Source organism: Pseudomonas sp. SA233, from assembly GCF_054792385.1.
Window position 1 is genome coordinate 4,387,464 of the sequence record NZ_CP096449.1, and the last position, 21,865, is coordinate 4,409,328.

General features: G+C 61.7%; 24 protein-coding genes and 3 tRNA genes. 6 read left to right on the forward strand and 21 right to left on the reverse strand.

All coding sequences use genetic code 11. The features are described 5' to 3' along the window. Positions 1 to 9: 9 nt before the first annotated feature. The 18 genes from M1D87_RS20145 to M1D87_RS20230 all read right to left on the reverse strand — a co-directional run bounded on the left by M1D87_RS20145 (position 10) and on the right by M1D87_RS20230 (position 13,727). Positions 10 to 85: transfer RNA gene (locus M1D87_RS20145), tRNA-Lys, on the reverse strand. Between the two features lie 60 nt (positions 86 to 145). After that, complete coding sequence (gene queC / locus M1D87_RS20150; RefSeq protein WP_259677136.1) at positions 146 to 820, reverse strand: 7-cyano-7-deazaguanine synthase QueC; 675 nt, start codon at positions 818 to 820, stop codon at positions 146 to 148. Positions 821 to 837: 17 nt separating this feature from the next. After that, positions 838 to 1,485 carry a 7-carboxy-7-deazaguanine synthase QueE gene (queE, locus tag M1D87_RS20155; protein WP_015271468.1) on the reverse strand — a complete coding sequence of 216 codons (648 nt, stop codon included), beginning with the start codon at positions 1,483 to 1,485 and terminating at the stop codon, positions 838 to 840. Between the two features lie 160 nt (positions 1,486 to 1,645). Then, a complete protein-coding gene (ybgF, locus tag M1D87_RS20160) occupies positions 1,646 to 2,452 on the reverse strand; it encodes a tol-pal system protein YbgF (RefSeq protein ID WP_004375252.1) in 807 nt (268 codons plus the stop codon). Between the two features lie 6 nt (positions 2,453 to 2,458). Beyond that, positions 2,459 to 2,959 (reverse strand): peptidoglycan-associated lipoprotein Pal, encoded by a 501-nt coding sequence (gene pal, locus M1D87_RS20165; RefSeq protein ID WP_003254755.1) that lies wholly within the window; start codon positions 2,957 to 2,959, stop codon positions 2,459 to 2,461. A gap of 53 nt (positions 2,960 to 3,012) precedes the next feature. Further along, positions 3,013 to 4,284: a Tol-Pal system beta propeller repeat protein TolB gene (tolB, locus tag M1D87_RS20170; protein ID WP_038408273.1), complete on the reverse strand. Its 1,272-nt coding sequence runs from the start codon at positions 4,282 to 4,284 to the stop codon at positions 3,013 to 3,015. 26 nt (positions 4,285 to 4,310) lie between these two features. Next, entirely contained in the window at positions 4,311 to 5,417 is a 1,107-nt protein-coding gene (tolA, locus tag M1D87_RS20175) for a cell envelope integrity protein TolA (protein WP_013973804.1), read from the reverse strand. After that, positions 5,417 to 5,869, reverse strand: a complete 453-nt coding sequence (gene tolR, locus M1D87_RS20180; RefSeq protein WP_003254760.1) for a protein TolR — start codon at positions 5,867 to 5,869, stop codon at positions 5,417 to 5,419. The genes tolA and tolR overlap by 1 nt, the downstream gene beginning before the upstream one ends. 14 nt (positions 5,870 to 5,883) lie before the next feature. Beyond that, complete coding sequence (tolQ, locus tag M1D87_RS20185) at positions 5,884 to 6,579, reverse strand: protein TolQ (protein ID WP_015271471.1); 696 nt, start codon at positions 6,577 to 6,579, stop codon at positions 5,884 to 5,886. A gap of 2 nt (positions 6,580 to 6,581) precedes the next feature. After that, positions 6,582 to 7,034: a tol-pal system-associated acyl-CoA thioesterase gene (ybgC, locus tag M1D87_RS20190; RefSeq protein WP_123085787.1), complete on the reverse strand. Its 453-nt coding sequence runs from the start codon at positions 7,032 to 7,034 to the stop codon at positions 6,582 to 6,584. A gap of 125 nt (positions 7,035 to 7,159) precedes the next feature. Beyond that, on the reverse strand, positions 7,160 to 8,206 hold the full coding sequence (ruvB, locus tag M1D87_RS20195; protein WP_123085786.1) for a Holliday junction branch migration DNA helicase RuvB: 1,047 nt from the start codon (positions 8,204 to 8,206) through the stop codon (positions 7,160 to 7,162). After that, positions 8,203 to 8,820, reverse strand: coding sequence for a Holliday junction branch migration protein RuvA (gene ruvA / locus M1D87_RS20200; protein ID WP_015271473.1), 618 nt, complete (start codon positions 8,818 to 8,820; stop codon positions 8,203 to 8,205). The genes ruvB and ruvA overlap by 4 nt, the downstream gene beginning before the upstream one ends. Before the next feature lie 109 nt (positions 8,821 to 8,929). Continuing rightward, entirely contained in the window at positions 8,930 to 9,454 is a 525-nt protein-coding gene (ruvC, locus tag M1D87_RS20205; RefSeq protein ID WP_123085785.1) for a crossover junction endodeoxyribonuclease RuvC, read from the reverse strand. Between the two features lie 185 nt (positions 9,455 to 9,639). Next, positions 9,640 to 10,386 (reverse strand): YebC/PmpR family DNA-binding transcriptional regulator, encoded by a 747-nt coding sequence (locus M1D87_RS20210; protein WP_013973810.1) that lies wholly within the window; start codon positions 10,384 to 10,386, stop codon positions 9,640 to 9,642. A gap of 114 nt (positions 10,387 to 10,500) precedes the next feature. Continuing rightward, positions 10,501 to 12,276, reverse strand: a complete 1,776-nt coding sequence (aspS, locus tag M1D87_RS20215; RefSeq protein WP_023661313.1) for an aspartate--tRNA ligase — start codon at positions 12,274 to 12,276, stop codon at positions 10,501 to 10,503. A gap of 95 nt (positions 12,277 to 12,371) precedes the next feature. Then, entirely contained in the window at positions 12,372 to 12,593 is a 222-nt protein-coding gene (locus M1D87_RS20220) for an FmdB family zinc ribbon protein (RefSeq protein ID WP_003254776.1), read from the reverse strand. A 92-nt stretch (positions 12,594 to 12,685) separates the two neighbouring features. Next, on the reverse strand, positions 12,686 to 13,015 hold the full coding sequence (locus M1D87_RS20225) for a ribbon-helix-helix domain-containing protein (RefSeq protein WP_024087590.1): 330 nt from the start codon (positions 13,013 to 13,015) through the stop codon (positions 12,686 to 12,688). Positions 13,016 to 13,253: 238 nt separating this feature from the next. Continuing rightward, positions 13,254 to 13,727: a Dps family protein gene (locus M1D87_RS20230; RefSeq protein ID WP_013973814.1), complete on the reverse strand. Its 474-nt coding sequence runs from the start codon at positions 13,725 to 13,727 to the stop codon at positions 13,254 to 13,256. A 279-nt stretch (positions 13,728 to 14,006) separates the two neighbouring features. Here M1D87_RS20230 and M1D87_RS20235 point away from each other — a divergent pair, with 279 nt between their 5' ends. Continuing rightward, a complete protein-coding gene (locus tag M1D87_RS20235) occupies positions 14,007 to 14,600 on the forward strand; it encodes a cold shock domain-containing protein membrane protein (RefSeq protein WP_421091760.1) in 594 nt (197 codons plus the stop codon). A 63-nt stretch (positions 14,601 to 14,663) separates the two neighbouring features. Here the strand turns inward: M1D87_RS20235 and M1D87_RS20240 are convergent, their stop codons facing one another. Beyond that, positions 14,664 to 14,870: a SlyX family protein gene (locus M1D87_RS20240; RefSeq protein ID WP_061551555.1), complete on the reverse strand. Its 207-nt coding sequence runs from the start codon at positions 14,868 to 14,870 to the stop codon at positions 14,664 to 14,666. Between the two features lies 1 nt (position 14,871). After that, on the reverse strand, positions 14,872 to 15,291 hold the full coding sequence (locus M1D87_RS20245; RefSeq protein WP_039613962.1) for an HIT family protein: 420 nt from the start codon (positions 15,289 to 15,291) through the stop codon (positions 14,872 to 14,874). Positions 15,292 to 15,981: 690 nt separating this feature from the next. On the opposite strand from M1D87_RS20245, the gene M1D87_RS20250 reads away from it, so the two are divergent. The 3 genes from M1D87_RS20250 (at position 15,982) to M1D87_RS20260 (ending at position 20,100) form a co-directional block, all read left to right on the forward strand. Further along, positions 15,982 to 17,250, forward strand: a complete 1,269-nt coding sequence (locus M1D87_RS20250) for an OprD family porin (protein WP_013973818.1) — start codon at positions 15,982 to 15,984, stop codon at positions 17,248 to 17,250. A gap of 160 nt (positions 17,251 to 17,410) precedes the next feature. Continuing rightward, the gene (locus M1D87_RS20255; RefSeq protein WP_003257369.1) at positions 17,411 to 19,126 is read left to right on the forward strand and encodes a proline--tRNA ligase; all 1,716 of its coding nucleotides are present in this window, start codon (positions 17,411 to 17,413) and stop codon (positions 19,124 to 19,126) included. A gap of 20 nt (positions 19,127 to 19,146) precedes the next feature. Beyond that, on the forward strand, positions 19,147 to 20,100 hold the full coding sequence (locus tag M1D87_RS20260; RefSeq protein ID WP_123085784.1) for a hypothetical protein: 954 nt from the start codon (positions 19,147 to 19,149) through the stop codon (positions 20,098 to 20,100). Between the two features lie 26 nt (positions 20,101 to 20,126). Here the strand turns inward: M1D87_RS20260 and dinB are convergent, their stop codons facing one another. Further along, positions 20,127 to 21,185 (reverse strand): DNA polymerase IV, encoded by a 1,059-nt coding sequence (dinB, locus tag M1D87_RS20265; protein WP_161795744.1) that lies wholly within the window; start codon positions 21,183 to 21,185, stop codon positions 20,127 to 20,129. Between the two features lie 219 nt (positions 21,186 to 21,404). Here dinB and M1D87_RS20270 point away from each other — a divergent pair. Both M1D87_RS20270 and M1D87_RS20275 read left to right on the forward strand, forming a co-directional pair. Then, positions 21,405 to 21,481 (forward strand) — tRNA-Met (locus tag M1D87_RS20270). Positions 21,482 to 21,614: 133 nt separating this feature from the next. Next, positions 21,615 to 21,691 (forward strand) — tRNA-Met (locus M1D87_RS20275). Positions 21,692 to 21,865 lie beyond the last annotated feature (174 nt).

Sequence of the window (21,865 nt, forward strand, 5' to 3'; positions counted from 1 at the left end):
TACTGCATATGGTGGGTCGTGTAGGATTCGAACCTACGACCAATTGGTTAAAAGCCAACTGCTCTACCAACTGAGCTAACGACCCGTTGGATGGCGCGTATAATACTGATTTCTAACGGGAAATCAACACCCCATCAAACTTTTTTCAAAAGTACCGCGTCGGGTCTTCGACACCAGCTGCCTTGAAGCCGTCGGCACGCAGGCGGCAGCTGTCGCATTTGCCGCAGGCACGGCCGTCATCATCAGCCTGGTAGCAGGAAACGGTCAGGCTGTAATCCACACCGCGAGCCATGCCGGCCTGCACGATCTGCGCCTTGCTCAGGTTCTGCAGGGGCGCCTGGATACGGAAGCCCTGCCCTTGGACGCCGGCCTTGGTCGCCAGGTTGGCCATGCGCTCGAAGGCTTCGACGAACTCGGGGCGGCAATCGGGGTAGCCGGAGTAATCCACGGCATTCACACCAATGAAGATGTCACGGGCTTCCAGCACCTCTGCCCAGCCCAGGGCCAGGGACAGGAACACAGTGTTGCGCGCCGGCACGTAGGTGACCGGGATTCCTTCACCCGGGGTTTCCGGTACGTCGATGCTGCTGTCGGTCAATGCCGAGCCACCGATGCCGTCCAGGTTCAGGCCAATCACCTTGTGCTCGACCACACCCAGGTCACGGGCAACGCGGGCGGCGGCGTTCAGTTCGGCGCGGTGGCGCTGGCCGTAGTCGAAACTCATGGTGTAGCAGCTGTAGCCTTCGGCCTTGGCCATGGCGACCACGGTGGCCGAGTCCAGGCCGCCGGACAGCAGGATTACTGCGCGTTTGTCGGTCATGTGTACTTGCTCCTCAATCAACGTCCGGGTTCGTCGTTCCACAGCAGCTTGTGCAGCTGCAGCTGGAAGCGTACGGGCAGGTTGTCGGCGACGATCCAGTCCGCCAGCTCGCTGGCGTTCACCTGGTGGTGGCTGGGCGAGAACAACACCTCACCGGCACGCTCGGCCAGGTTGTACTGGATCAGCTTGGAGACCGCCCAGTCATAGTCCTCACGGGAACAGATGACGAACTTGACCTGGTCGTTGCGGGTCAGCTGCTCGATGTTCTCGTAGCGGTTACGGTGCGACTCTTCGGAGCCTGGGGTCTTCAGGTCGACCACGCGGCTGACGCGGGTGTCGGTGCCGGCAATATCCAGCGCGCCGCTGGTTTCCAGCGACACTTCGTAACCGGCGTCACACAGGCGCTGCAACAGCGGCAAGGCGTTGGGCTGGGCCAATGGCTCGCCGCCGGTGACGCAAACGTAGCGCGGCTTGAAGCCGGCGACCTGCTCAAGGATCGAATCGAGGGTGCGAACGGTGCCGCCACTGAAGGCATAGGCACTGTCACAGTACTGGCAGCGCAGGGGGCAACCGGTGAGGCGCACGAATACCGTGGGCAACCCAGCCGTTCGCGTTTCACCCTGCAAAGAGTAAAAGACTTCGGTGATGCGTAATGTGTCTTGCATGCTCGCCACGGGCGTGACAGCTAAACAGGCTGCCCGCCTCCGTCAGGCACTGTCGCGGACTCGACATAGCGTTATCCGCAGCAGCGTGTTTACGAAAAAAGGGCATTGATTCTAACGAAAAAACCCGCGACAAGCGCGGGTTTCTTTCAAGCGGTACTGCTTAGAGCTTCTGCAGGTCACGCTGGGCCAGTTGCGCGGCGGAGGTGCCGGGGTACTGGGTGATGACCTGCTGCAGGATACCCTTGACCTTGTCGGTGTGGCCCATGCGGCGCTCGACGTCGGCCAGCTTGTACAGCGAATCCGGCACCTTGCTGTGCTTCGGATACTTCTGGCTGACCTGGGCGAAGGCCTGGCTGGCAGCCGGCAGGTCGCCCTTGGCCAGGTTCACTTCACCCAGCCAGTACTGGGCATTGCCGGCGTACTGGCTGTTGGGGTACTTGCGCAGGAAGGCGTTGAACGCCTGGCTGGCCTTGTCGAAGTCTTTCTGCTTGATCAGGTCGAAAGCGGCATCGTAGTAGAGCTTTTCTTTCGCCGGATCACCGGGCTCGCTACTGGCGGCCGGTTGTTGCGCAGCAGCACCTGCTGCTGCATCGGGGGCGGCATTGGATGCACCACCACCGGAGGAATTGTCAGGGGTCGCGGCAGGCGCGGCGCCACTGTTGATGCGACGGTCCAGGTCCTGGTAACGCTCCAGGTTTTCCTGCTTCATGCGCGACACATCGTTCTGCAGCTCTTCGATGATGCCTTGCTGGCGGGAAAGCTGATCCTGCATCTGTTGCAGCTGCATGAACAGCTGGCCCTGTGCAGAGGCAGGGGCCGAAGCCCCTGACCCGGCATAGGCGCCGCTCGTGCCATAACCCGCAGGCGGATAGCTGCCTGCGTTGTCATCAACTACAGGGACCTCAGCCCAGGCCGCGAGCGGCAGGCTGAGTGCGAGGACGGTTACTACACGGCGGCACATACGCATAAGAACTTACTTACGCAGTTCTACGCGACGGTTCTGAGCCCAGGACTGCTCGTCGTTGCCAGTGGCAACCGGACGCTCTTCACCGTAGGAGACCAGTTCCAGCTGAGCAGGGGAAACGCCCTGCAGAACCAGGTAACGCTGAACGGCCTTGGCACGACGCTCACCCAGAGCCATGTTGTACTCGCGGGTGCCGCGCTCGTCGGTGTTGCCTTCCAGGACAACGCGGTTGCCGTTGGCTTTCAGGTCCTTGGCGTGAACGTCCAGGGCGCGCATGGCTTCTGGCTTCAGGTCCGAGCTGTCGTATTCGAAGTAGAAGGTGGTGATTGCGCGCAGGGCAGCTTCTTCGCTCAGGGAGCCGTCAACAGCGCCAGTGTTGGCACCGTAGCCAGCGTTCGGATCTACAGCAGCGCCTTCGCCTGCGTTGTCACCGCCCTTCGAGGAGCAACCTACAGCTACGGCCATGGCCAGAGCCAGCGCAGCAAATTTACCAAACTTCAGCATTTCCATCGTGAAACTCCTAATGAAACCCCAGTGTGTTAAGCAAAAGTATTACGCCGCAATCAGTTCAGGTAAGGGGACCAGGACGGTTCTCTGACTTCGCCTTGAGCGGTAGGAAGTGGGAGCCTCACGCGGCCATTAAGCGACACGAGCATCAAGACTCCCCGGCCCTGCTGGCGGGTGGCGTAGATTAGCATGGTGCCGTTTGGCGCAACAGTGGGAGACTCATCAAGACTCGTTTCAGAGAGAATCTTTACACTTCCGCGTTGCAAATCCTGGGCCGCAACTTTGAAGTTGGTGAAGCCCTGCTGGCGATGGATCATCACCAGGGTCTTTTCGTCCGCCGACAGTTTCGGGTTGGCGTTGTAGTTACCCACGAAAGTTACACGCTCGGCACCACCGCCACCGACCGACTGCTTGTAGATCTGCGGCTTGCCGCCACGGTCGGAGGTGAAGTACAGGGTGTTGCCATCCTTGCCCCAGAACGGCTCGGTGTTGATGCCCGGGCCAGCGGTGACACGGCTGATCTGGCGCGAAGCCACGTTCATCACGTAGATGTCCGGGTTGCCGTCCTTCGACAGCACGAACGCCAGGCGCGTGCCATCCGGCGACCAGGCTGGCGCACCGTTCAGGCCTTCGAAATTGGTGACCTGCTCGCGGCGACCGGTATCGATGTGCTGGACGAAGATGCGCGGACGCTTCTGCTCGAACGAGACATAGGCGATGCGCTTGCCATCCGGTGCAAAGCGTGGCGACAGGATCGGCTCGCGCGATTGCAGCAGGGTGACCGCGCGTGCACCGTCATAGTCCGAACGCTGCAGGGTATAGCGGGTGTTGTTGGTGGAGAAGCGCTCGGCCGTCACGTACAGCATGCGGGTGGAGAAAGCACCCTTGATGCCGGTGAGCTTCTCGAACGACTGGTCGGCAATGTAGTGCGCCATGTCACGCAGCTGGTCGACGCTGCCCGCCACGCTACCGGTCAGCACTTGCTGCTCGGTGGCGACGTTGAACAGCGCGTACTGCACCTGCAGGCGACCGCCCGACGGCACGATGCTGCCAACCATCACGTACTGCGCACCCAGCGCTTTCCAGTCACGGAAGATCACTTCGCTGGCCTGCGACGGCTGGCTGATCATGTTCTGCCGCGGAATCGGCGAGTAGTAGCCGGAGTTGCGCAGGTCGTTGCCGATGATGTCGGCCATGTCTTCCGGCAGCACGCTGCCGCCTTGCAGACCGAACGGCACTACCGCGATGGGCGTGGCCCGGTCGCTGCCGCTGGTGACCAGGATGTTCTTTTCCTCTGCCACGGCCATGCCTGCCACGCAGCACAGCATGACCAGCAGTCCTCTCAGACGTTTAATCACAACGCTAGATCCTCAGGTGTAAATGTCATCTTGAACGAACGATATTGGTTGAAATCGCTCGGCTTCATACCCTGCATCTCGGTCAGACGACCGATGTTCTTCACTGCTGCCACCGCCGAGCTGTCGTACGGGCCGTCACCACTGGACCGGGCCACGCTGACGCTGGTGATGGTACCGTCCGGCAACATGTTGATCTGCAGGACCACCGTCATGCCCTTGCGCGCGGAAGGCGGACGAGCCCAGCCCTCGGCCGCGCGCATGCGGATCAGGTCGTCGAAGTCGCCGGCCACCTGGTCACCCTGCTCGTCGGCCAGCGCCTGCTGCCGTTCGGTGGTGTCGGACAACAGCTCGGCCAGGGCCTGGGCTTTCTTGTCTTCCGCCGCCTTGCGGGCCGCTTCCTGTGCCTTTTTCTTCTGGGCATCTGCAGCGGCCTTTTTCTTGGCCTCTTCAGCTGCCTTCTTCTTCGCTTCCTCGGCTACCGCTTTCTTCTTGGCGTCCTCGGCTGCTTTCTTCTTGGCCTCTTCGGCCGCCTTTTTCTTGGCGTCCTCGGCGGCTTGTTTCTTCGCCTCTTCAGCGGCCTCTTTCTTGGCCTCTTCTTCGGCTTTTTTCTTTTCTTCCTCGGCCTTCTTCTTGGCGATGTCGGCCTGCTGCTTCTCGGCAGCCTTCTTCGCCTCTTCGGCCTTCTTGGCTTCGGCGGCTTTCTTGGCCTCGGCGGCCTTGGCGGCCTCGGCAGCTGCCTCGGCTTTCTTGGCTTCGGCGGCCTCGCGGGCCTCCTCGGCCTTTTGAGCAGCGTCGGCTTTCTTTTGTTCCGCGGCCTTCACGGCCTCCTGCTCGACCTTCTTCTGTTCCAGCTGCTCGACTTCGGTCTGGCGCGAAGCGGTTTTCTTCGCTTCCCCGGCAATCTTCTGATTGGTCTGGGTGGTCGCCTGGCTCTTGGACTTGAGCTGGTACAGGGTAGCCTGGACGATCGGCTTGGATGGCGGCAGCTCAGGCGTCATGGCAAAACTGACGAACAGCAGGGCGAACACCAGCACATGCAGGCCGATGGCCCAGATACTGGGCCAGAAGTAGCTTTCCGAGGCGGATGGCTCTCGCTGTTGCATCAGGGCGCCTCGGTAATCAGGCCAACGTTACCGACACCGGCCTTCTGCAACCCGCCCATGGCACCCATGACCGCGCCATAGTCGACAGCCTTGTCGCCACGAATGAACACCTGGGTCTGCTTGCCCTGGTCACGGCCGGCGGCAATGATCTTGGTCACCGCGTCGGTCATGGCTGGCAAGGTCATGGCCTTGTCCATCTGCTTGTCGGTATCGACTTCGCTGCCGAGGTTCCAGTAGTAGGTCTTGTCGGCCTTGATGGAGATGGTGAGGATCTGGACGTTGTTGTCCTGCGGCAAGGCTTCACTGGAAACCTTGGGCAGGTCTACCTTGACGCCCTGGTTGAGCATGGGCGCCGTCACCATGAAGATGACCAGCAGTACCAGCATCACGTCGATGTAGGGCACCACGTTCATCTCGGCGACGGGCTTGCGTTTGTGGCGAACTCGGGCCATGGGCTTCTACCTGATTACTCTTCGCTGGTGTGCACTTTGCGGTGCAGGATCGCCTGGAACTCGTCGGCGAAGGTGTAGTAACGGCCGATCAGCACTTCGCTGCGCGCCGAGAAGCGGTTGTAGGCGATGACCGCCGGAATTGCCGCGAACAGGCCGATGGCGGTGGCGATCAGCGCTTCGGCAATACCCGGGGCGACCGTGGCCAGGGTGGCCTGCTGGGCGCTGGCCAGGCCGCGGAAGGAGTTCATGATGCCCCATACGGTACCGAACAGGCCGATGTACGGGCTGGTCGAACCGACGGTGGCCAGGAACGGCAGGCTCTGCTCGAGTTTTTCTTCCTCGCGCGAGATGGCTACGCGCATGGCACGGGCAACGCCCTCCATGACCGCGTCCGGGTCAACGCCAGGCTGCTGGCGCAGGCGCGAGAATTCCTTGAAGCCGGCACGGAAGACCTGCTCGACACCGGAATCCGGGTCTGGGTTGCTGCCTGCCTGACGGTACAGCTTGGACAGGTCGATGCCCGACCAGAAGCGCTCCTCGAAGGCATCCAGCGCACGACGACCGGCGCGCAGCATGGTGCTGCGCTGGAAGATCATGACCCATGAGGTGACCGAGGCGGCCACCAGGGTCAGCATTACCAGCTGTACCAGCACACTGGCATTGCTGACCAGACTCCACATGGAGGTATGGTCGACGACGTTAGCTTCCACGCTTATTCTCCTGCATTCGATTGAGTACCCGAGCCGTCCGCCGCAAAGGCGTCACGCAGCTCCGGGGGTATGGCTCGGGGTTTGAAAGTGTCGGCGCGCACGGCGGCCACCAGGAACTGCCCTTCGCAGAGCAGCGTTTCATCCTTTTCCCGCCAGACCTGCTGCACGAAGCGCAGGCTGGCGCGATTGAGTTCAAGTACTTGCGCGGTCACCCGCAGCTCGTCGTCCAGCCGCGCCGGCGCGTGATAGCGCGCTTCGCTGGAGTGGACCACGAACAGCAGGTTGTCTTTGGCCAGCTGCGCCTGGGAAAAGCCCAGGTGCCGCAGCCGCTCGGTACGCGCGCGCTCCATGAATTTCAGGTAATTGACGTAATACACCACGCCACCGGCATCGGTATCTTCGTAATAGACTCGACAACGGTGTGCGAACGGTTCCAGGCCATTTTGCGCGCGCATACTCTAGTGCTTACTCCTCAGCTTGCCAATCCGCTGTGGCAACTGTTTTTTCTTCATTAATGTCTTATTGCCAGCGCACCCTCGGCATGCCAGCGGTAGGACCACGAAAAGCCGTTTTCGATCTGTCACTCATCGCCCGTTTCGGAAAAATCCCCACCCTCCCCCAGGCGCCCGGGCACCTTCAGGCCGAAGTGCAGGTAGGCATGTCGGGTGACCACGCGGCCGCGCGGCGTGCGCATGATGTAGCCTTGCTGGATCAGGTACGGCTCGAGCACGTCCTCGATGGTGTGGCGCTCTTCACTGATGGCTGCCGCCAGGTTGTCCACGCCGACCGGGCCACCGTCGAACTTCTCGATCATGGTCAGCAGCAAGCGGCGGTCGGAGTGGTCAAAACCGCGCTCGTCGACGTCCAGCAGGTTGAGCGCCATGTCGGCCACGGCCTTGGTGATCTGGCCCTTGCCGCGCACTTCGGCGTAGTCGCGCACGCGACGCAGCAGGCGGTTGGCGATACGTGGCGTGCCACGGGCCCGGCGGGCGATCTCGTAGGCACCTTGGTCTTCGATGGCCAGGCCAAGGATGCCGGCCGAACGGCTGACGATGGTGGCCAGGTCCTTGTCGCTGTAGAACTCCAGGCGCTGGACGATACCGAAGCGGTCCCGCAGCGGGTTGGTGAGCATGCCGGCACGGGTGGTGGCACCGACCAGGGTGAACGGCGGCAGGTCCAGCTTGATCGAGCGGGCCGCAGGCCCTTCGCCGATCATGATGTCGAGCTGGAAGTCCTCCATCGCCGGGTACAGCACCTCTTCGACGACCGGTGACAACCGGTGGATCTCGTCGATGAACAGCACGTCGTGCGGTTCGAGGTTGGTCAGCATGGCCGCGAGGTCGCCCGGGCGCTCGAGAATGGGCCCCGAAGTGCTCTTGACCGACACGCCCATTTCCTGGGCGATGATGTTGGCCAGGGTGGTCTTGCCCAAGCCGGGCGGGCCGAAGATCAGCGTGTGGTCGAGCGACTCGCTGCGGCCACGGGCGGCCTGGATGAACAGCGCCATCTGCTCGCGTACCACCGGCTGGCCGATGTACTCGTCCAGCCGTAGCGGGCGAATCGCACGGTCCTGGACTTCTTCACGGTCGCGGCCACTGGCGGCGATCAGGCGGTCGGCTTCGATCACTTGGTAATCATCCCTTTCAGGCTGCGACGAATCAGTTCCTCACTGCTCAGGCCGGCCTTGTCCTTGATCGCGGCGATTGCCTTGCTGGCTTCCTGCGGCTTGTAGCCCAGCGAAACCAGGGCGCTGACGGCATCGGCTTCGGCTGTGGATGCGCTGGCAACCGGCAGCGGCCCGTCGGAGACCAGGGTAAACATGGCCGGGGAGGTTTCCCAAGCCTTGAAGCGGTCCTTGAGCTCGACCAGCAGGCGTTCGGCGGTCTTCTTGCCGACGCCGGGCACGCGCACCAGGGCCGAAGTATCCTGGGCCTGCACGCAGCGCACCAGCTCGTCCACTTCCAGCCCGGACATGAGCGCCAAGGCCAGCTTCGGCCCTACGCCGTTCAGGCGGATGAGCTCGCGGAACAGCTCACGCTCACGCTTTTCGGCAAAACCGTAGAGCAGGTGAGCATCCTCGCGCACCACCAGGTGGGTGTGCACGGTTACGGGTTCGCCCACCTTGGGCAGACGGTACAGCGTGGTCATGGGAACTTCCAGTTCGTAACCTACGCCGTTGACGTCGATAATCAGGTGCGGCGGCTGTTTTTCCGCCAGGGTGCCGCGCAAACGTCCAATCACGTTCCGATCCTTCCTCTCGGGGAGCCGGTCAAAGACCGCTCAACCCTATCAGCAAATGCAGCGGGTGAACGCATCACCCGAACAAAATGTGTATCAGCGCATGAAGCGCCTACAGACGCAAGCGCCCGCCGCGCCGCCGTGCCGTGACCAGGCCATGCGGCACCAGGCTGGAACGGGTGTGGGCGTGGCACAGGGCGATAGCCAGGGCGTCGGAAGCGTCGATCTGCGGCTTCTGCGTCAGTTTCAGCAGGTGCATGACCATCATCATCACCTGCTCCTTGTTCGCCCCACCGGTACCGGCTACCGCCTGCTTGACCTGGGTGGCGCTGTACTCGGCGATTTCCAGGCCAGCTTCGGCGGCGGCGACGATGGCCGCGCCACGGGCCTGGCCGAGCTTGAGCGCCGAGTCGGCGTTACGGGCCATGAACACCCGTTCGATGCCCATGGTTACCGGGCCGTGCTGGGCGATGATTTCACCCACGCCACGAAAAACGATCTGCAATCGCTCGTGCAGCTCGCCGCTGCCGGTGCGAATGCAGCCCGACGCCACGTACTCGCAACCACGGGCGGTCTGGCGTACCACGCCATAGCCGGTGATGCGCGAGCCGGGGTCGATACCAAGAATCAGAGTCATAGTGCCTGTCGAAAAATTGATGCATCTCTGCAAACTGTACCGGCCCTTTCGCGGGTAAACCCGCTCCCACAGGTACTGCACCGACTCTGAATGTGGTGCAGTACCTGTGGGAGCGGGTTTACCCGCGAAAGGGCCGGTACAGGCGCTGACAAACTTGAAGAACTGGCATGGATCGCCAGGACACCTTAGCCGAGGTTTTCCATGATCTCATCGGAAATCTGGGCATTGGAGTAGACGTTCTGCACGTCATCCAGGTCTTCGAGCATGTCGATCAGCTTGAGTACTTTCTCGGCACCGTCCTGGTCGAGTTCGGCGCTGGTGGTCGGCTGCATGACGATTTCAGCGTCAGCGGCCTTGAAGCCCGCCTCTTCCAGGGCATTGCGCACGGCGTAGAAGCTGTTGAACGAGGTGAACACGTCGAACGAGCCGTCGTCGTTGGCCACCACGTCGTCGGCATCGGCTTCCATCGCCGCTTCCATCAGCGCGTCTTCTTCCACGCCCGGAGCAAAGCTGATCTGCCCCTTGCGCTCGAACAGGTAGGCCACCGAACCGTCGGTGCCCAGGTTGCCACCACACTTGGTGAAGGCATGACGCACGGCGGCGGCAGTACGGTTGCGGTTGTCTGTCATGGCCTCGACCATGATCGCCACGCCACCCGGACCGTAACCTTCGTAGCTGAGCTCTTCGACGTTATCGCTTTCGTTGGTGCCGGCACCACGGGCCACGGCACGATCGATGATGTCGCGGCTCATGTTGGCACCCAAGGCCTTGTCCAGCGCCAAACGCAGGCGCGGGTTGGATGCCGGGTCAGCACCACCCTGCTTGGCAGCGACTGTCAGTTCGCGGATCCACTTGGTGAAGATCTTGCCTCTCTTGGCATCCTGGCGCTCTTTGCGGTGCTTGATGTTCGCCCACTTGGAATGACCAGCCATAACGACTCCGAATCCTTTGAATCACAAACAGCCCCGCCCCTGTAGGGGGCGGGACGGGAAATTGCCTGCGCCGGAACGCAAAGGCGCATCCATGTGGATGCGCCCGGGGACTGCTTACTCGACCTTGGTCTGTTCGCGCAGTCGGATGTGCAGCTCGCGCAGGGCCTTGGCATCGACCAGGCCAGGGGCCTGGGTCATGACGCACGCGGCGCTCTGGGTTTTCGGGAAGGCGATCACTTCACGAATCGACTGGGCACCGGTCATCAGCATGACCAGGCGGTCCAGGCCGAAGGCCAGGCCACCGTGAGGCGGTGCACCGAACTTCAGGGCGTCGAGCAGGAAGCCGAACTTCTCTTCCTGTTCTGCCGCTTCGATGCCCAGCAGGCGGAACACAGCCTGTTGCATCTCTTTACGGTGGATACGGATCGAACCGCCACCCAGCTCGGTACCGTTCAGGACCATGTCGTAGGCACGGGACAGGGCCACGGCCGGGTTGGCCTCGAGCTCTTCCGGGGTGCACTTCGGCGCGGTGAACGGGTGGTGCAGCGCGGTGAAGCTGCCGTCCTCGTTCTCTTCGAACATCGGGAAGTCGACCACCCACATCGGTGCCCACTCGCAAGTCAGCAGCTCGAAGTCGTGGCCCAGGCGGATACGCAGCGCGCCCAGGGCTTCGCTGACCACCTTGAACTTGTCGGCACCGAAGAACACGATGTCGCCGTCAACGGCGCCAACGCGGTCGAGGATGGTGTTGAGGTTGGCCTCGGGGATGTTCTTGACGATCGGCGACTGCAGGCCCTCGACACCCTTGGCGCGCTCGTTGACCTTGATGTAGGCCAGGCCCTTGGCACCGTAGATACCGACGAACTTGGTGTACTCGTCGATCTTGCTGCGCGGCATGCTGGCGCCGCCAGGCAGACGCAGGGCGGTAACGCGGCACTTCGGATCGTTGGCCGGGCCGGCGAACACCTTGAAGTCGACATCCTTGAGCTGGTCGGCAACGTCGACCAGTTCCAGCGGGATACGCAGGTCCGGTTTGTCGGAGCCGTAGCGGCGCATGGCTTCTTCGAAGGTCATGTGCGGGAATTCGCCGAATTCCAGGTCCAGCACTTCCTTGAACAGCTTGCGGATCATGCTTTCGGTCAGGCCCATGATCTCGCTTTCATCGAGGAAGCTGGTCTCGATGTCGATCTGGGTGAATTCCGGCTGGCGGTCGGCACGCAGGTCTTCGTCACGGAAGCACTTGGCGATCTGGTAGTAGCGATCGAAGCCGGCAACCATCAGCAACTGCTTGAACAGCTGCGGCGACTGCGGCAGGGCAAAGAAGCTACCGGCATGAGTACGGCTAGGCACCAGGTAGTCACGCGCGCCTTCCGGGGTGGCACGGGTCAGGATCGGCGTCTCGACGTCGAGGAAACCGTTCTCGTCGAGGAAGCGACGGATGCTGCTGGTGATGCGCGAACGCAGGCGCAGCTTGTCGGCCATTTCCGGGCGACGCAGGTCGATGAAACGGTAGCGCAGGCGGGTTTCTTCGCCGACGTCGGAGTATTCGTTCAGCGGGAACGGTGGGGTTTCCGCTTCGTTGAGCACGTTCAGCTGGTAGCCGAGGATCTCGATGGCGCCGGAAGCCATGTTGGCATTCACCGCACCTTCAGGGCGCTTGCGGACCTTGCCGGTGATCTGCACGACGTATTCGCTGCGCACGCGGTCGGCAGCGGCGAAGGTTTCGGCGCGATCCGGGTCGAACACGACCTGGGCCATGCCTTCGCGGTCACGGATGTCGAGGAAGATCACCCCGCCGTGGTCGCGGCGACGATGGACCCAGCCGCAAAGGGTGACTTCCTGGCCGTCCAGGCTCTCGTTCAGTTGGCCGCAATAATGGCTGCGCATCATGATGGTGGTTTCGCTTCTCGTGATTCGTGTATTCGGTGGAGGCCTTGGCCGCCCGGAGAGGGCTAATACTGCAAGACCCGGTCACAGCATTCAACTCAGTCGGCCTTGTCGCCGCCTGCCAGATTCTTTTTCGCCCCGGTCTTGAAGTCGGTTTCGTACCAACCGTTACCGCTCAGGCGGAAGCCTGGCACCGACAGCAGCTTCTTCAGCGCCGGCGCCTGGCAGGCCGGGCAATCGGTCAGAGGCGCGGCGCTGATCTTCTGCAGCACTTCCATGCGGTGCTCGCAGGATGCACATTGATAGTCATAAAGGGGCATGGGTGTCTCTCGTCAACCACAACGCTGGCTGCCGGGGCAGCAAAAAGCGGGATTATATATGGTTAACAAGCACTGCGCAGCCCGCCAGGCGATCAGCGCACACTTGGCGGGTCCAGCAGCCAGGCAACGCAGATCACCCGGATCAGCCCGCTGAAGTTGCGCACCCCGCCTTGTCGCAGGTGCACCTCACGGTCCACGTAGGACAGGACCGCACTGACCGAGCAGCGGTTGGCCGCGGCGATGCGCTCCAGGATACCCCAGTAGACGGCCTCCAGCCGCAGGCAGGTGGAAAAGCCGTTGAGCCGCACCGAGCGTGACACGGGCTGGGTCTGCAACATGTCGAAATCCGCCTTGAACGGGTCGATGCACTGTTTACCCGGCCAACGCCCCTGGCCAGCCACACGTTTGCTTGCTTGCATCATGCGCCACACTTCCTCGTCACAGGTACCAGGTGGCCTATGAAGCGCTGATGGGCGAGCTTAAAGCAGCGGCAAAATCTTCCTGCACAAATTGCGCAGGGCCTGTAGGAGCGGCCTTGTGTCGCGATGGGCTGCGAAGCAGCCCCGGGGTTTGAGTGCAATTGCACAAATTGCTGGGGCTGCATCGCAGCCCATCGCGACACAAGGCCGCTCCTACAAGGGCCGATACAGCGTTGGGTATCTACTTGCCGTCGAGCAGCACCCGCAGCATCCAGGCGGTCTTCTCGTGCACCTGCATGCGCTGGGTCAGCAAGTCGGCGGTAGGCTCGTCACTGACCTTGTCCACCACCGGGAAGATGCTGCGCGCGGTACGCACCACGGCTTCCTGGCCCTGCACCAGCTGGCGGATCATCTCGTCGGCATGCGGCACCCCTTCCTCCTCCTTGATCGAGGAGTGTCGCGCATAAAATGCATAAGACCCCGGTGCCGGGAAGCCCAGGGCGCGAATGCGCTCGGCGATCGAGTCGACCGCCAGCGCCAGTTCGTTGTACTGCTCTTCGAACATCAGGTGCAGGGTGCGGAACGACGGACCGGTGACGTTCCAGTGGAAGTTATGGGTTTTCAGATACAGCACGTAGGTATCCGACAACAGGCGGGACAGCCCATCGACGATGGACTTGCGATCTTCTTCACTGATACCGATATCGATTGCCATGAAGTTCCCCTTTCCATAAGGCTTGAGACCCAAGCGGGTGCCGACCACTGTAGCAACACTTGGTCTGCACCGCATGTGACATGGCGCAACACATCGCCCCTCGGGGACAGCGGTTTGAGTAGCCTGAGGCTTTACTGTTAAATAGGCATGGTGCCACCCGTGCGGATTGTCATTGCCGGGTGCATAGGCTGGCCTGTCACGTGTTCGCGCTCTACACCTCATGCGCACCGTGCTGCCAGCTCTTCCTGTGATCGGCCTTATCAACTGTGAGCCAACCCCATGTTCAAGATCGTCCATCTGGTGACGGGCGTGGCAGCCTTGCTGCTATCGCTCATGCCCAGCCTGAAAACCGATGCGTTACCCTTCCTGCAACAACCCGACGCGGTCTACCTCGCCCTGCTCGGCCTGCTCAACCTCGTACTGGCCCCCGTCGTGCCACTGTACTACCGTGGCGCGCGGCAACAACTGCAGTATCTGGCCTGCGCCCTGCTGGTGGTGGCTGTGGTGCTGCAGACCCTGACACTGTTGGCCCGCCCGGAAATGGGCAACCTGGCCGCACTGGTCTGCGCAGCGCTGGCCGTGGCCGTGCACCTGGCCGTAGGCTTTGCCCGCAGCGCACGTAAGGCACGCGCCAGCCAGCATACCGCGCAGGATGCCGGCAATCGTGATACCGGCACCGTGAAATGGTTCAACACGTCCAAAGGCTTCGGCTTCATCTCCCGCGACTCGGGCGATGATATCTTCGTGCACTTTCGCGCCATTCGTGGCGAAGGCCACCGCATCCTGGTGGAAGGCCAGCGCGTGGAGTTTTCCGTGATGCACCGCGACAAGGGCCTGCAGGCCGAGGATGTGGTTGCGGTAACCCGCCGCTGATCTTGTTTGCAGAAACCATCCCCTGCGGGAGCGGGCATGCCCGTTCCCGCAGGGGTTCAGGTATCAATAATGAGGCGGTGGCGCCTCGTCCCCTTCGCTGCCGTACTGGCCAACCATCTCTTCGTAACGCTTGATCAGCTCCGCCATCTGCAATTGCAGCCGCTCGATCACCCGCCCCTGCTCGACCACCACGTCATTCAGCGCCTGGATGGTGTCATCCTGAAACGCCAGGCGGGTTTCCAGTTCGACCACTCGTGATTCAAGCGACATGTCAGGCCTCCTGGTAACCGGCGAGCTGCAGCCCGCGCAGGCGCTGGCGGATGGCTTGCACCTGGTCGTCAGTGTACGCCGTCGCCGGGCACTTGCCCCACACCGGTGCCGGCCAGGCCGCGTCGTCGCGCATGCGCACGATCACGTGCATGTGCAACTGACTGACCACATTACCCAACGTAGCCACGTTCATCTTGTCGGCGCTGTAGCTGGCTTTCAGCGCTTCGGCCAGACCGGTGGTTTCCTGCCACAACTGCTGCTGCTCTGCAGCATCGAGCTCGAACACTTCGCTGATGCCAGCGCGCTTGGGCACCAGGATGAACCATGGATAGTTGGCATCCTTGCTCAGCAGCAACTGGCACAGCGCAAACTCCCCCAGCACCAGCGAATCCTGCTGCAAACGCGAATCGAGGACGAACACGGCAAATCTCCTTCTGGCAGAACCAACCCGCTTCACGCGGAAAACAGGCCTGCAAGGATACCCTGCACGTTCCCGGTAACACAGCGCTACTTTTCGCACCAAAATGAGGCTACCGATACCCCTCGCCCCACACTTGTCACCCCACGGGTGACGCTGCATGAACAAGTTGCGGTAACACATTGACTTTCATGACAGCTTTTCAAAATTTAATGATTCTTGACTGTACTACTGCATCAGGCGGCTCGCGCCCCGTGTTTACGGCACTTTCCGACCCCCGGTAGCAGGTTTTGTGAAAATTTCATGAAGCGTTGTGAATTTTGAGCACGCTTGTTGCATTCCTTTCACGCCAAGTCGGCACGACATCTGCATCGGCGGGTGAACGCGACAAATAACAACAGCGACAGTGGTTACCAGGGAGTTTCCCAACCGGAATCGGTAGTTACAGGTTCTTTACGGTGAAAGAAGCAGCGCTGGTGTTGACGGCCCTTAAACCGGGGCGTGATTTGCGACATGGAACTACCTAGAAGCGACATGGTGAAAAAGTTCCGAAAAGGATGCTTATACCCATATCGCCAAGAACAGTCAGCGTGCTATACATTTTCGCCGACATAACAAGAAAGAGCTGCCCCATATAACTAGAACACTTGGACGCAGCGGTACTCTTCCTAAAAACCAAAGGAGCAAATCACGATGCGCGTGATGAAGTGGAGCATGATCGCCCTGGCCGTTGCGGCAGGGACCTCGCAGTTGGCATTGGCCTCTTCCCAGGACGAGTCCAAAGGTTTCATCGAAGACAGCAAGCTGAACGTCAAGACCCGCATGCTGTACTTCAGCCGTGACTTCCGTAACAACCCAGCCGGCACCCAGAGCCGTCGTGAAGAAACCGGCCTGGGCTTCCTCGGCACCTTCGAGTCCGGCTTCACCCAGGGCACCGTGGGTGTGGGTGTCGATGCCATCGGCATGCTCGGCCTGAAACTGGACAGCGGCAAGGGCCGCGCCGGTACCGGCCTGTTCCCTACCGGCTCTGACGGCCGTTCGCAGGATGACTACTCCAAAGCCGGCGGCGCGGTTAAATTCCGCATCTCCGACACCGTGCTGAAAGTGGGTGACCAGTTCACCGCTCTGCCGGTCTTCGCCACCGACGACAGCCGCCTGCTGCCGGAAATTGCCCAAGGCACCCTGATCACCAGCAACGAGATCGAGGGCCTGACCCTGCACGCTGGTCATTTCACCAGCCTGACCGCCCAGGAGCAGACCAACCGCGACAGCTTCGGCCTGAAGGAAGCCAACGTGGTAGGTGGTACCTACGCCTTCACCGACAACCTCAGCACCAGCCTGTACTACTCGAAGGTTGAAGACTACTGGCGCAAATACTACGCCAACGTCAACTGGGCACTGCCAATCTCGGACAAACAAGGCCTGGTGTTCGACTTCAACATCTATGACACCAAGAGCGAAGGCTCGGCCGAGTACCGCGCATTCGATGGCGACAAGCTGGACAACCGCGCGTTCAGCCTGTCGGGCGCCTACAACATCGGCGCTCACACCTTCACCCTGGCCTACCAGAAAGTCACCGGCGACGGCGACTATGGCTATGGCATCGACGGCGGCGGTACCATCTTCCTGGCCAACTCCGTGGCCCGTTCCGACTTCAACGCCGAAGACGAGAAGTCCTGGCAGGCTCGCTACGACCTGAACTTCGCCGAATACGGCATCCCGGGCCTGACCTTCATGACCCGTTATGTACGCGGTACCGACGCCAACGTCGCCGGCACCAGCAACGGCAAGGAATGGGAACGCGACGTCGACATCAAGTACGTGCTGCAGAGCGGCCCGGCAAAAGACCTGAGCTTCCGCGTGCGTCAAGCCACCTATCGCTCTTCCGATGGCGTCTACTACGATTCCCCATCGATCGACGAACTGCGCCTGATCGTGGAGTACCCGCTGAGCATCCTGTAAGCCTGGCTTGCAGTGCCCCGCACCTGAAAAAGCCCGGCGATCACGCCGGGCTTTTTCTTGGCTGACAAGCGTCACGCCCTGGGGCATCCTGTACGCCTTCGTTTCGCCCCCGTACAATGCGGGGTCATTTCAATGTCTTAGGCAATCGACACGGCTCACCATGCGCACCAGTCAATATTTGCTCGCCACCCAGAAAGAAACCCCTGCCGACGCAGTGGTCATCAGCCATCAGCTCATGCTGCGTGCCGGCATGATCCGCAAACTGGCCTCTGGCCTGTACACCTGGCTGCCGATGGGCTTGCGGGTGATGCGCAAGGTCGAGGCCGTGGTGCGTGAGGAAATGAACGCCGCCGGCGCCCTGGAAGTGCTGATGCCCAGCATCCAGCCCGCCGAACTGTGGCAGGAATCCGGCCGCTGGGAACAGTATGGCCCCGAGCTGCTGCGCCTGAAGGACCGCCACCAGCGCGACTTCTGCGTCGGCCCGACCCACGAGGAAGTGATCACCGACCTGGCCCGCAACGAGCTGTCCAGCTATAAACAGCTGCCGCTCAACATGTACCAGATCCAGACCAAGTTCCGTGACGAGATCCGCCCGCGCTTCGGCCTGATGCGCGGTCGCGAGTTCATCATGAAGGACGCCTACTCGTTCCATGCCGACCAGGCTTCCCTGCAGGAAACCTACGACCGCATGCACCAGGCGTATAGCAACGTGTTCACCCGCCTGGGCCTGGACTTCCGCCCGGTGCAGGCCGATACCGGCTCCATCGGTGGCAGCTATTCGCACGAGTTCCACGTACTGGCCGAGTCCGGCGAAGACGACGTGATCTTCAGCGACAGCTCCGACTACGCCGCCAACATCGAGAAGGCCGAGGCCATCCCGCGTGAAACCGTGCGCCCAGCTCCTACCGAGGAACTGCGCCTGGTCGACACGCCGAACGCCAAGACCATCGCCCAGCTGGTGGAAAACTTCGGCCTGCCGATCGAGAAGACCGTCAAGACCCTGATCGTGCGCGGCGCCGAAGAAGGCAAGCTGGTAGCACTGATCGTGCGTGGCGACCATGAACTCAACGAAATCAAGGCGGCCAAGCTGGAACAGGTTGCCGACCCGCTGGTCATGGCCACCGACGCCGAACTGCGCGAGGCCATCGGTGCCGGCGCCGGCTCGCTCGGCCCGCTGAACCTGCCGCTGGAAATCGTCATTGACCGCTCGGTTGCCCTGATGAGCGACTTCGGCATTGGCGCCAACATCGACGACAAGCACTACTTCGGCGTGAACTGGGAGCGTGACCTGCCGGTTCCACAGGTCGCCGACCTGCGTAACGTGGTCGAAGGCGACCCGAGCCCGGACGGCCAGGGTACCCTGGTGATCAAGCGCGGCATCGAAGTGGGCCACATCTTCCAGCTCGGCACCAAGTACAGCGAGGCGCTGAAGTGCCAGGTGCTGGGCGAGAACGGCAAGCCGGTAACCCTGTCCATGGGCTGCTACGGCATCGGTGTGTCCCGCGTGGTCGCAGCCGCCATCGAGCAGAGCTACGACGACAAGGGCATCATCTGGAACGACGCCCTGGCCCCGTTCCAGATCGCTCTGGTACCGCTGCGCTACGAAACCGAGGTGGTTCGCGAGGCGACCGACAAGCTGTATGCCGAGCTGACCGCTGCCGGCTACGAAGTGCTGCTGGACGACCGTGACAAGAAGACCAGCCCAGGCATCAAGTTTGCCGACATGGAGCTGATCGGCATCCCGCACCGCATCGTCGTCAGCGATCGCGGCCTGGCCGAAGGCAACCTGGAGTACAAGCACCGCACCGAGCAAGACGCCCAGTCGTTGCCGCTCGATGAAGTGCTGACCTTCTTGCAGGCCCGCGTTCGCCGCTGATAACCAATGCACGAGTGATCATGTTCAAGCGAAGTACCTTTCCCCTGGGGGGCGCCGCACTGTGCGGCGCCCTGCTCGTCAGCGGCTGCGCCAACCAGATGTCCCAGCGCAGCGACCACGAGGAGCGCGTCGAGCGCAAACTGCTCGAGCACACCCTGCAGATCGATGTCGGCGAGCCGAAGGTGATGGAGCTTCCGCAACGACGTGTGCGCGTGCATGAGCAGAAGCGCTTCGAAGTCACCGAATTCGAAGTCACCCGCAGCTATGACCGCTATACGCCTTACCAGCCCTGGCGGGAGATCTACGAGATCCCGCTGGGTGCGGTGGCCGTGGTGGCAGGCGTGGGTGCCAACGTGGTCAATGTCTTCGCCCTGGGCAACCTCCCGGAAAGCATGACCCACGACTGGCTCAGCTACGGCGTGGACGGGCTCAACCCGTTCATGAACGTGCCGTCCAACGGCCGTGCCCAGCAGAACCTGGCCGGGATCAGCGAAGTGCAGAAAGGCAAGCGCGAGGAATCTACCAGCGTGCCCTGGAGCGAACGCCTGGTCGAGGTCAAGGCCGGCAAGATGACCCACGAGCTGACCACCGACAGGAACGGCGTGCTACGCCTGAACCTGCTCGACAGCCCGTTCTCCGAGCAGAACCTCAACCACATCGGTACCCTGCACCTGCAGGTGCTGGACGAGGACAACGCGGTACGTGGCGATGCCAGCCTGCTGGTCAGCGCCACCCTGCGCAACAAACTGCTCGAGGCCCATGAACTGATCTTCGATGACCTCGAAGATGACGATGTCGGCCAATGGGTTCACCGGGTCAAGCGCTTGTCCGAACTCGGCCTGGAAGAAGAAGCCAGTGAAATGGAACAGAGCCTGATCGAACTGACCCGCAACGATCCGGAGTTGCAGCAGGAGTTTCTGCAGTCGCTGACCAAGGCCACTGGCCGGTTGGTGGCCGACCCGGGCGCGCAGTAACACGTTGGGGCTGCCATGCAGCCCCTTCATTTCGGCGGGAACAGCTCCAACTGCTCATGCGCCCCGCGCAAGTCGCGCAACCTCACGCCTACCCCCAGCAAGCGCACCGGCTTGCCACCACGGGCAAACGCCTGCCCCAGCAATTGGCGATAACTCTCCAGGTCCCTGCCCGCCCCCGCCTGCTCCATGGTGGTCTGGCTGAAGTCATGGAACTTGACCTTGACGAAAGGTTTTTCCGGCCGGTAACTGCTGTCCATGCGGGCGATACGCTCGTTCAGGCTCTCCAGAAGTTCGGGCAGCCGTGCCAGGCAACTGGCCAGGTCCGGCAGGTCGGTGTCGTAGGTGTTTTCCACGCTGACCGACTGCCGACGGCTGTCATTATGCACGGCACGCTCATCGACACCCCGTGCCAGCCCCCACAAACGCTCGCCAAAGCTGCCGAACTCGCGCACCAGTGCCAGACGCGACCATTCGCGCAGCTCCAGGCAGGTTTCGATACCCAACCGCGCGAGCTTGTCTGCCGTTACCTTGCCCACCCCGTGCAACCTGGCCACCGGCAGGGCGGCGACGAATGCCTCCACTTCGCCCGGGGTAATCACGAACAGGCCATTGGGCTTGCGCCAGTCACTGGCGATCTTGGCCAGGAACTTGTTTGGCGCCACACCGGCCGAGACAGTGATATGCAGGGTGCGGGCGACACGGCGGCGGATATCCTCGGCAATGCGCGTGGCGCTGCCCGAGTACCACTGGCTGTCACTTACATCCAGGTAGGCCTCGTCCAGCGATAGCGGCTCGATCAGCTCGGTGTAGTCACGGAAGATCGTGTGGATTTCCCGCGAGGCTTCACGGTAGGCCTCGAAGCGCGGCTTGACGATCAGCAGGTCCGGGCACAGCTTCAGCGCGTGCCGCGACGACATGGCCGAACGCACGCCGTAGGCACGCGCTTCATAGTTGCAGGTGGCGATCACCCCACGGCGGTCGGCCGAGCCCCCCACCGCCATGGGCCGCCCGGCCAGGCGCGGGTCGTCACGCATTTCGATCGCGGCATAGAAGCAATCGCAGTCGACGTGGATGATCTTGCGCAAGGACATGGATGACCGTCAGCACTGTAAATTCATACAGATAGTATCGCATGCGCCCTCGGGTATGCAGCCTGTGCGCGACATTGCTCGATAATCGGCCTGAAAGCCCCGTCGCGCCTGAGCTGCGAGCCATATACAGACGCTAAGAGTTTGAACAGGAAAGGTTTTTTCAGAAAAAAGCTTGACACCCGCGGGTAAATCCGTAGAATTCGATCTCACAGGCGCGGGATGGAGCAGCCTGGTAGCTCGTCGGGCTCATAACCCGAAGGTCGTCGGTTCAAATCCGGCTCCCGCAACCAGATTCGAGAAAAGGCCACTGTTCACGCAGTGGCCTTTTTCTTTGCGTCAAATAATGCGCTGATAGAAATTTCAAAAAAATCAACGACTAGCGCTTGACACCCATTCTGAAAACTGTAGAATTCGCCCCACTGACGCGGGATGGAGCAGCCTGGTAGCTCGTCGGGCTCATAACCCGAAGGTCGTCGGTTCAAATCCGGCTCCCGCAACCATATTCGTCAGAACAAACCCCGCCTGTGTAACAGCAGCGCGGGGTTTGTTGTTTCTCCCCTCCTGCTTTTCGTCGCCCCCGATTCTCCCGTCCTCCAGCCAACCCGCAGGCTTGAGAGGTCATGCCCAGGATGAACTATCTTTAACCCTGCCAGGCCGCTGAAAGCGCTCGAGGC

Bases quoted from the DNA above. Each gene is read 5' to 3' on its own strand.
- tolR (WP_003254760.1), bottom strand. From the start codon at position 5,869: ATGGCCCGAGTTCGCCACAAACGCAAGCCCGTCGCCGAGATGAACGTG.
- queC (WP_259677136.1), bottom strand. From the start codon at position 820: ATGACCGACAAACGCGCAGTAATCCTGCTGTCCGGCGGCCTGGACTCG.
- M1D87_RS20235 (WP_421091760.1), top strand. From the start codon at position 14,007: ATGTTCAAGATCGTCCATCTGGTGACGGGCGTGGCAGCCTTGCTGCTA.
- aspS (WP_023661313.1), bottom strand. From the start codon at position 12,276: ATGATGCGCAGCCATTATTGCGGCCAACTGAACGAGAGCCTGGACGGC.
- M1D87_RS20225 (WP_024087590.1), bottom strand. From the start codon at position 13,015: ATGATGCAAGCAAGCAAACGTGTGGCTGGCCAGGGGCGTTGGCCGGGT.
- M1D87_RS20220 (WP_003254776.1), bottom strand. From the start codon at position 12,593: ATGCCCCTTTATGACTATCAATGTGCATCCTGCGAGCACCGCATGGAA.
- ybgC (WP_123085787.1), bottom strand. From the start codon at position 7,034: ATGCGCGCGCAAAATGGCCTGGAACCGTTCGCACACCGTTGTCGAGTC.
- M1D87_RS20255 (WP_003257369.1), top strand. From the start codon at position 17,411: ATGCGCACCAGTCAATATTTGCTCGCCACCCAGAAAGAAACCCCTGCC.
- M1D87_RS20230 (WP_013973814.1), bottom strand. From the start codon at position 13,727: ATGGCAATCGATATCGGTATCAGTGAAGAAGATCGCAAGTCCATCGTC.
- ruvC (WP_123085785.1), bottom strand. From the start codon at position 9,454: ATGACTCTGATTCTTGGTATCGACCCCGGCTCGCGCATCACCGGCTAT.
- tolB (WP_038408273.1), bottom strand. From the start codon at position 4,284: ATGCTGTGCTGCGTGGCAGGCATGGCCGTGGCAGAGGAAAAGAACATC.
- M1D87_RS20240 (WP_061551555.1), bottom strand. From the start codon at position 14,870: ATGTCGCTTGAATCACGAGTGGTCGAACTGGAAACCCGCCTGGCGTTT.
- M1D87_RS20260 (WP_123085784.1), top strand. From the start codon at position 19,147: ATGTTCAAGCGAAGTACCTTTCCCCTGGGGGGCGCCGCACTGTGCGGC.
- pal (WP_003254755.1), bottom strand. From the start codon at position 2,959: ATGGAAATGCTGAAGTTTGGTAAATTTGCTGCGCTGGCTCTGGCCATG.
- ybgF (WP_004375252.1), bottom strand. From the start codon at position 2,452: ATGCGTATGTGCCGCCGTGTAGTAACCGTCCTCGCACTCAGCCTGCCG.
- tolA (WP_013973804.1), bottom strand. From the start codon at position 5,417: ATGCAACAGCGAGAGCCATCCGCCTCGGAAAGCTACTTCTGGCCCAGT.
- queE (WP_015271468.1), bottom strand. From the start codon at position 1,485: ATGCAAGACACATTACGCATCACCGAAGTCTTTTACTCTTTGCAGGGT.
- M1D87_RS20250 (WP_013973818.1), top strand. From the start codon at position 15,982: ATGCGCGTGATGAAGTGGAGCATGATCGCCCTGGCCGTTGCGGCAGGG.
- M1D87_RS20210 (WP_013973810.1), bottom strand. From the start codon at position 10,386: ATGGCTGGTCATTCCAAGTGGGCGAACATCAAGCACCGCAAAGAGCGC.